The sequence below is a fragment of the Occultella gossypii genome (assembly GCF_019947135.1).
GTDB classification, from domain to species: domain Bacteria; phylum Actinomycetota; class Actinomycetes; order Actinomycetales; family Beutenbergiaceae; genus Occultella; species Occultella gossypii.
In genome coordinates this window covers 78,857-86,990 of the sequence record NZ_JAGSHT010000028.1, presented here as the reverse complement: position 1 = coordinate 86,990, position 8,134 = coordinate 78,857, and the positions used below count along the sequence as shown (strand labels likewise).

The window sequence follows — 8,134 nt, the reverse complement described above, 5'->3', positions numbered from 1 at the left end:
CAACTCCACCGACCTCACCGGCGACGCCTGCGCACCGCTGCTGCCCCCGGACGACCCGGGTGCACAGCTGCCGGACACCGGAGCTAACGGCCTGACCAACCTGGCCATCGGTGCCGGACTACTCACCCTCCTCGGCGGAGCACTGCTCGTGGCGGTCACCCGTCACCGCGCACGAACCCACTGAGGAATCCGAGGCCGGCTAGCCTGCATTGGTAGCCGGACCTCGCCCCGGACCCCTGTCGCCAGGGGTCCGGGGCGGACCTCGATCCACACGCGGACCGGCCGCATCTGGCCCGCGATAGAGTGCATTCGGGGAGTGTGCTCGGCTGGTCAGGGGCACTGGGGAAACGGCATGCGAGAGCGCGGCCGTCGCTGTTGAAAGAGATTCCGGTGACTCGGGATCGGCCTGTTGTGTTGTCACTATCGGGTAGGGGGCGCAGAACTCAATGACAGGGGACCGGCAGGGCAGGCCGGAGTGGACCATCGCATTACCGGACCGTCTGATCCTGCACAGAGACCGCCTCATCGCACGCCTGGCCGCGTTGTCCGAGGCCCGGGTGTCGGTGATCTGGGCGCAGGTGGGCGCGGGCAAGTCGACCCTGGTTCGAGCATGGGCCAACACCACCGATCGGTCGTTGTACTGGTTGGAGCCCGGGCGCTCGGATTGGCCCCAACTCGTGGAGTCGGCCCGTCAGGACCCACGACCAGCCACCCTGGTGCTCCGGGAGCCGGAGTACACCCGGGACCGCGAGCGTTTGCGCGAAGTGGTGGACCTACTGGGTCGTTCGCCCGACATCCGCGTCATGATCCTTGGTGGCACGCACTGGAACGGCCGCATCGACCCGGAACTCGAGATGCTGCGAGCCACGGCGGTGATGCGCGCCCGAGAGCTGTGCTTCACATCTGACGAGCTCGCCCAGCTCGCCGTTCAGCGAGGGATCGAGCTCACGGCCGAGGCCGCCGCGTGCATCCAGGAGGTGTCCGGCGGCGTTCCGCTGCTCGCCGTCGCCGCACTGCAGGCCGTCGGGACCGGTGACGACATCGTCGAACGCGTGGTGGACGCCATGGGTGACACCTTCCGGGCGGCGGCCGGGGGCGGTGTGGGCGCCAGCGATCCGTGGGACGTCGTGCTCCTGTGCAGTCTGCTCGAGACGTTCACGATCGACCTGGTCGATCGTGTCTGGCCGGGCCGAGCGGCCGTGCGGACCATCCGGGCGATGCGCGACCTCGGCCTCGTGCTGGCCCTCGACGAGGACGTCTTCGCGGCCCGCCTGGTCTTCACGCCCTCGTTGAGCGGCGGTCTCCGACGGCAGGCCCTCGTCGAACTCGACGCCCCCCGGTTCGATCCCGTGCTCGCCCGCCTGGTCGACTTCTTCGCGGCCGAGGACCGGCTCGACCTGGCCATCGACCTCTTCGACACCTACGGACAGCACGAGCGGTTGGCCGACCTGCTGAGCACGCACTGGCTCGACCTCGGCGAGCTCCCCGCCGACCGGATCCGGACGACCATGGATCGCGCGGCCAGGTCACGGCGCCAGGATGGCCGACTTCTCATCGGCCACGCCCGGGCCATCGCGGACATCACCCATGAGGGCCACAGCGGACACGTCACCCCCGCGGAGCGGCGATACGCCACCGCTCTGCTGGATTCGGCCACGACGAAGGTCGACGCCGAGGCCGCCACGACGATCGCGGCGACCGCGACCACTCGCGGTGCCATCGCGAGGGCGGAGGGACGTCACCGGGACGCGCTCGCCGCGCACCGCGACGCGATGGACGCGTTGTCGTCCGCGCCGCCCGCACCCCTCGGGGTGTCCGCCTTCACCCAGGCGGGCCTGACCGAGTTGTCCGTCGGTGACATCCGCGCGGCGCTGCGCGACTTCAGCAGGGCAGCGGAGCTGGCCGGTACCCGGTACGACACGTTCGCGGCCCGGTACGCGCGAGCCCTGTCGACCTTGGCGGCCGGTGTGCTCGAACGACCACAGACTGCCCACCGGGCCGATGAACCGCAGGTGGGTGCCGAGCAAGGGCCTGGGGCGCCGGCTTCGTTGGCGCGTGCGCTCGCCCGCCTGCGGGTGCTCGACCTGCCTCAGGCCTGGGACGAGCTGCGCCGGGTTACCGAGGTGGACGACCCACTGGTCCTGCACGTGCTGCGCGCCGAGGCCGAGGGCTTCGCCCACGTGCTGGCCAACACCCCCCTGGCGGGGCTGGAGTCGCTCGACCTGCTCCAGGCCCGTCTGGACCCGAGGCTCCTGTCCGGATATGAGCGAGACCTGCTGCTGTGTGCCCGGGCGGACCTGCTCACGGCCGCGGGCGAGCCCGACCAAGCCCTCGCGCTGATCGACGCCGCACCGCCGAAGTCATGGGAGGCGCCCAGGCAGATTCTCGTGCGGGCCCGGATCCTGCTCGCCCTCGGCCGGCCGCAGGACGCGGTCGACCTGCTCCAGCCGAGCTACGACTCCTCGCCCAGCCCGTTCCAGCGCTTCCGGACGCCCACGCTGGTGGCGGCGACCGTCGGGCTTCTCGAGCTCGGCGAGGAGGAACGGGCCGAGTCCTACCTGGAACGTGCCCTGGCGGTCTCGGCCCGATCGTGGAACATGCTCCCGTTCGCGATGCACGGCATCTCGACGTTCGGCACGCTGATCCAGCGGGCCGAGATGATCGCGCTCGAACCGACCTCGACGGAGTTCGTCGCTGCGATGGCCCAGCAACGGGACCGGCTCCGCCTGGCGTCGATGCGGGTGCGACTCACCGGCCGCGAGCAGGTCCTGCTGCAACACCTGCAGAGCACCCGTGCGACCCGGCGGTTGGCCGCGCAATTGCACGTCTCTCCGAACACCGTGAAGAGCCAGCTGCAGAGCATCTACCGCAAGTTCTCGGTCTCGACGCGTGAGGAGGCCCTCAACGTCGGGCGGCTCATGGGACTGCTGCCGGCGGAGGACGGCGCCCGCTGAGGGCTGCTCAGGCGTCCGCGAGAGCCTTGCGGATCCGCTTGTCCGAGACGGTTTTCGGTGTGCCCAGCTGCTGCGCGAAGTAGCTGACCCGCAATTCCTCGAGCTGCCACCGGATCTCGGCGAGCCGGGCCGTGCGCACCGGGTCGTGGGCCGCGGCCTGGGTGGTCGACCACCATGCCTCGTGCAGTTCGCCGAGGGTCCAGGCGCGATCGGCGTCCCGGTTCGGGTTCTCGGCCGCCTTCTCGAGCCGGACGACGGCGGCCCGCAGGTAGCGGGGCAGGTGCACCAGGTGCTCGGGCGGGGTGTCGCGCAGGAAGTGCGGGTGGACCAGGGCTGCGTGCTGGTCACGGACGTCGGTGAGGACGTTCAGCAGGGCCATCGACGTGGTGGAGCGGATCGTTGCCTCCAGCTCCCGGGACGCGGTCAGGATCCGCACCGTGAGCTCCGCGACGCGCAGTACCTCGTCCTCCAGGGCCGGCTTGATGCGTGCCAGGAGCGCCTCGAACGCGGCCCGGTCCCGGACTCCGGCTAGGTCGGTGCCGGCCACCAGTGCCGAGATCGCGGCGATCTGGAGGTCGGCGACGAGGGCGTCGGTGTTCTTGTACGGGCTCGTCGCCAGGGCCAGCGACTGGGCGCTGGACCACCGGGAAGTGATCCGGCCGGTCGCCAGGGCAGAGCCGAGGTAGAGTAGGCGCAGCACGCCGGCGCGGTGGTTGACCGCCTGGTCGGGGGCGTTCGCGAGCACCCGGAGCGCGACGTCGCCGCGCTCGTCCGCGAGGGCCGGGTAGCCGCGGATCTCCAGTCCCGCCGCCCCCACGGAGGACACGGTGTCCGGGATGCGGCCGCCCGGGAGGTCGGGCCAGGTGGTCAGGCCGGTCTGCTCGGCCAGGCCAGGGGTCAACCCGGGCGCGCCCGGACCGGGTGGGGAGCCGTCCCGGCCGGACCAGTGCGAGCCGCCGGCCCCACCGGGCGCCCTGCCCGGGCCTCGACCACCCGGGGTGCCGTGCCCGCCCGGCCCGCCTGCGCCGTCGGGCATTGTGACCCGGCCGCGACCACCCGAGGGGCTGTCGACACCCGGCCGGCCCTCGCCGTCGGGCCCTGCGCCCGGACGAGGCGCTGCCGCCTGCGCCTCGGTGAGCGCCGTACGGACCGCGCTGCGCACCGCGTCCCGGGACTCGCGCGCCAGCTGGCGCTGCAGGAGCACCAGGTCCTTGCCCTCGGCGAGCGTGGCGCCGCGGTCGGTCTGCACCCGGAACGTCATCCGAAGGTGCGGGGGCAGCCGGTCGGGCGCCCAGGAGTCCTCATCGATCTCCACGTCGCGCAGCGCGCGGGCGGTGGCGGCGAACGCCTCGGCGAACGTGGGCGACCCGGCGGGTGCGGCCTCGGACCAGTCGGGCAGCTGCGCGACGATCTCTCGGGCGACGTCCGGTGCGGGCACGAGCTGGCGGCGCAGCGCTTTCGGCAGCGACCGGATCGTCGCCACCGCGAGCTCGTCCACCAGCCCGGGCACCATCCAGTCGAAGCCGTCCGGGCGGACCCGGTTCAGGACCGAGATCGGGATGTGCACGGTGACACCGTCGGCCTCGGTGCCCGGCTCGAACTGGTAGGTCAGCGGGAGGGTCAGGTCGTCCTGGCGCCAGGTGTCCGGGAACGCGTCGGCGTCCAGGCTGTCCGCCTCCGGCACCAGCAGCTGCGTGGTGAAGCTCAGCAGGTCCGGGGCTTCGGTGCGGGCGTTCTTCCACCAGGCGTCGAAGTGCCGGGCGGTCGTGACGTCCTCGGGGATGCGCTCGTCGTAGAAGTCGAACAGGCCGTCGGAGTCGATGACCAGGTCCCGTCGCCGGGACCGCGCCTCCAGCGACTGGGCTTCCTCGAGCAGCCGGTTGTTCTCGGCGAAGAACGCGTGATGGGTGCGCCATTCGCCCTCGACGAGGGCGTGCCGCAGGAACATCTCCCGAGCGAGAGGTCCGTCCACCCGGGCCAGCGGGACGGCGCGCTCGTTCACGATCGGCACCCCGTACAGGAGCACCTTCTCCTTGACCATGGCCGCGCCCTGCTTCGTGGACCAGTACGGCTCGGAGTACGTGCGCTTGACGAGGTGCTCGGCCAGCGGTTCGGCCCACTCGGGCTTGATCCGCGCGACTGTGCGCGCGAACAGCCGGGATGTCTCCACGAGCTCGCCGGCCATGATCCAGGCCGGGTTCTTCTTCGCCAGGTGCGAGCCTGGGAAGATCACGAAGCGGGTTCCACGGGCCCCGACGTAGTCGCGGCGGCGCTCGTCCCAGGACCCCACGTGTGAGAGCAGGCCGGACAGGAGCGCCTGGTGCACCCGGTCGGGGTCGGTGGCGTCGCCACGGTGGTGGGACTCCAGGCCGAGCGGCTTGGCCATCTGCCGCAGCTGCGTGTGCACGTCCTGCCACTCGCGCACCCGCAGGAAGTTCAGGTACTCGGCCCGGCACAGCCGCCGGAACGCCGAGGACCCCATCTCGCCCTGCTGCTCCTTCAGGTAGTCCCAGAGCTTGAGCAGGGACAGGAAGTCCGAGGTGGGATCGGCGAACCTGCGGTGCTTCTCATCGGCCGCCTGCTGGTGCTCGGTGGGCCGCTCGCGCACATCCTGCACCGACAGCCCCGCCACGATGACCATCACCTCGCGCACGCACCCGAGCCGGCCCGCCTCGACGAGCATCCGCCCCAGGCGCGGGTCGATGGGCAGTTGGGCGAGGGCACGGCCCACGCGGGTGAGCTGGTTGCTCGAGCTCGTGGCGGACTCGGCCTCGATGGCGTTCAGCTCGTGCAGGAGCTGCAGTCCGTCCTTGACGGCGCGCGAGTCAGGGGAGTCGAGGAAGTCGAACTGCGCGACGTCCCCGAGGCCGAGCGCGGTCATCTGCAGGATCACCGAGGCCAGCGAGGTGCGCAGGATCTCCGGCTCGGTGTACTCGGGTCGGCCCTCGTAGTCCCGTTGGGAGTACAGCCGGATGCAGATCCCGTCCGCGACGCGGCCACAGCGGCCCGCGCGCTGGTTCGCACTGGCCTGGCTGACCGGCTCGATCGGCAGGCGCTGCACCTTGGTGCGGTTGGAGTAGCGGGAGATCCGAGCGGTGCCGGGGTCGATCACGTACCGGATGCCCGGCACCGTGAGCGAGGTCTCGGCGACGTTCGTGGCGAGCACGATCCGCCGGGTGGTGTGGTGCTCGAACACGCGGTGCTGCTCCGCGGCGGACAGCCGCGCGTACAAGGGGATGACCTCGACGGCTCCTGCGGCGTGCGCAGAGGCGCGCGCCCCGCCCGGCGCGACGTACCGGGGCCCGAGGTGCTCGGCGAGGGCGTCCGCGGCGTCCCGGATCTCCCGCTCACCGGACAGGAACACCAGGATGTCGCCGCTGCCCTCGGCCATCAGCTCGTCGGCCGCCCGGCAGATCGCCGTGTTCTGGTCGATCGCCTCCTCGTCCGGCAGGGGCGCGGCGTCATCGTCCAGCGGCCCGTCGAGCTCGTCGCCCAGGTCCGCGAGGAGGGGGCGGTAGCGAACGTCCACCGGATACGTCCGGCCCGACACCTCCACCACCGGCACCGTGTGCTGGGGTTGCGCGAAGTACTCCGCGAAGCGGGCCGAGTCGATCGTGGCGGAGGTGACGATGACCTTCAGATCCGGGCGCTTCGGGAGCAGCTGGTGCAGGAACCCGAGCAGGAAGTCGATGTTCAGGGTCCGCTCGTGCGCCTCGTCCACGATGATCGTGTCGTACCGGCGCAGCAGCGGGTCGCGCTGGATCTCGGCGAGCAGGATGCCGTCCGTCATGATCTTGATCAGCGTGGTCTCGGAGACCTGGTCGGTGAAGCGCACCTGATACCCGACGGCGCCGCCGAGCGGCACTCCCAGCTCCTCGGCGATCCGTTCGGCGACGGTACGCGCCGCGATCCGGCGCGGCTGGGTGTGCCCGATCGTCCCGGTGACGCCGCGGCCCAGTTCCAGGCAGATCTTCGGGATCTGGGTGGTCTTGCCGGATCCGGTCTCCCCGGCGACGATCACCACCTGGTGGTCGCGGATCGCGTCGGCGATCTCCTCCCGGCGCGCCGAGACCGGCAGCTGCGCCGGGTAGCTGATCGTGGGCAGCGCCGCCCGGCGCTTCGCGAGCAACTCAGGGCTCGGCGCCCGGAAGCCGCCCGTGCGGCCACCGGACGCTCCGTGCCCACGGCGACCTCCGCCGTCGGGCCGTCTGCCAGAACTGCGGCCGCCGCCCGAGCCCTGGGTGCCGTTCGAAGCCTTGCCGCCGCCCGAGCGGCGAGCCTCGCCGTCGGAAGGCGGTGCGGTGCGCGTCTGCGCCCCGTCCCCCGTGCCGCCGTCAGGGGGCCTGCCGGCGCCGGTGTTCGCAGGCGTGGTGCCCTGCTCGGCGCCTCGCTCTCCGGGGCGCCTCCGGCGGGGTCGCCGACGGCGGGGCGTGCGCCCCGTCTCGTCAGTCGCCTCGGTCACCGCCCCCATTGTTCCCGACTGCGCCAGTGCTTTCTGCCGGTGGTGCATCCGAGCCGGGCTCCGGGGCGGGGTCCTGCACCAGTTGCATGGACACGAGCTCGGTGAATCCGGCGCGTCGCGCGAAGCGCGCCTTCCGACGCTTGTAGACCGTAAAGCCGAACTTCGCGTACAGGCCGAGGGCGGGTGCGTTGGTGTTCTTGATGTCCTCGAGCACGTATTCGCGGTATCCAGGCAGCGCCAGCAGGTGACCCAGCAGCGCGGTGGCGACACCGCGACCCTGGTAGTCCGGCTCGGTGGCGACGAACCCGATCTCGGCGAGCCCGGGCGGGGCGCCGTCGAGGGGGCGCATGAACCAGCGCCGGATCACCACGTACGCGAGCAGCCCGCGTGCCGGTCCGAGATGTCGGCGGATCTCCTGCCAACGAGGCGCGAACAGGGTCTGGTCGCCCTCGGTCAGCGAGGCGAGGCCGGCGGGTTCGCCGTCCACGAGCGCGATGTAGAAGCGGTCGAGCAGGAGCATGTGCTCGAACGCGTCGGCCAGCTCGCCGGTGTCGCGTGAGAACGCGACGAAGTCCTGCGCGAAGCTACGCACGTAGACCTCGGTGATCCGGCGCCGGTATCCCTCGCCGAGCTTGTCTCCCCGCTCGACCACGACCATCGTCTCGACCATCCGTGTCCATTCCGTCGCGAGTCACCCGTACGGTTCGAACCTACCCAC

At 71.6% G+C, this 8,134-nt stretch carries 4 protein-coding genes; 2 read left to right on the top strand and 2 right to left on the bottom strand.

The window, feature by feature from the left end; genetic code table 11:
• Both KCQ71_RS25300 and KCQ71_RS25295 read left to right on the top strand, forming a co-directional pair.
• Nucleotides 1-184, top strand: a 184-nt coding sequence (locus KCQ71_RS25300; protein ID WP_223411468.1) for an LPXTG cell wall anchor domain-containing protein, incomplete at its 5' end; no start/stop codon positions are given.
• A 262-nt stretch (nt 185-446) separates the two neighbouring features.
• Nucleotides 447-2,954, top strand: coding sequence for a LuxR C-terminal-related transcriptional regulator (locus KCQ71_RS25295; protein ID WP_223411467.1), 2,508 nt, complete (start codon nt 447-449; stop codon nt 2,952-2,954).
• A 7-nt stretch (nt 2,955-2,961) separates the two neighbouring features.
• Here KCQ71_RS25295 and hrpA read toward each other — a convergent pair whose 3' ends face one another.
• Both hrpA and KCQ71_RS25285 read right to left on the bottom strand, forming a co-directional pair.
• Nucleotides 2,962-7,425 carry an ATP-dependent RNA helicase HrpA gene (hrpA, locus tag KCQ71_RS25290; protein ID WP_372454115.1) on the bottom strand — a complete coding sequence of 1,488 codons (4,464 nt, stop codon included), beginning with the start codon at nt 7,423-7,425 and terminating at the stop codon, nt 2,962-2,964.
• On the bottom strand, nt 7,400-8,086 hold the full coding sequence (locus KCQ71_RS25285) for a GNAT family N-acetyltransferase (RefSeq protein ID WP_223411465.1): 687 nt from the start codon (nt 8,084-8,086) through the stop codon (nt 7,400-7,402). Before KCQ71_RS25285 ends, hrpA begins: the two co-directional genes overlap by 26 nt.
• Nucleotides 8,087-8,134 lie beyond the last annotated feature (48 nt).

Excerpts from the sequence above, each read along its gene's own strand:
- KCQ71_RS25295 (WP_223411467.1), top strand. The coding sequence starts at position 447 with ATGACAGGGGACCGGCAGGGCAGGCCGGAGTGGACCATCGCATTACCG.
- hrpA (WP_372454115.1), bottom strand. The coding sequence starts at position 7,425 with ATGGGGGCGGTGACCGAGGCGACTGACGAGACGGGGCGCACGCCCCGC.
- KCQ71_RS25285 (WP_223411465.1), bottom strand. The coding sequence starts at position 8,086 with ATGGTCGAGACGATGGTCGTGGTCGAGCGGGGAGACAAGCTCGGCGAG.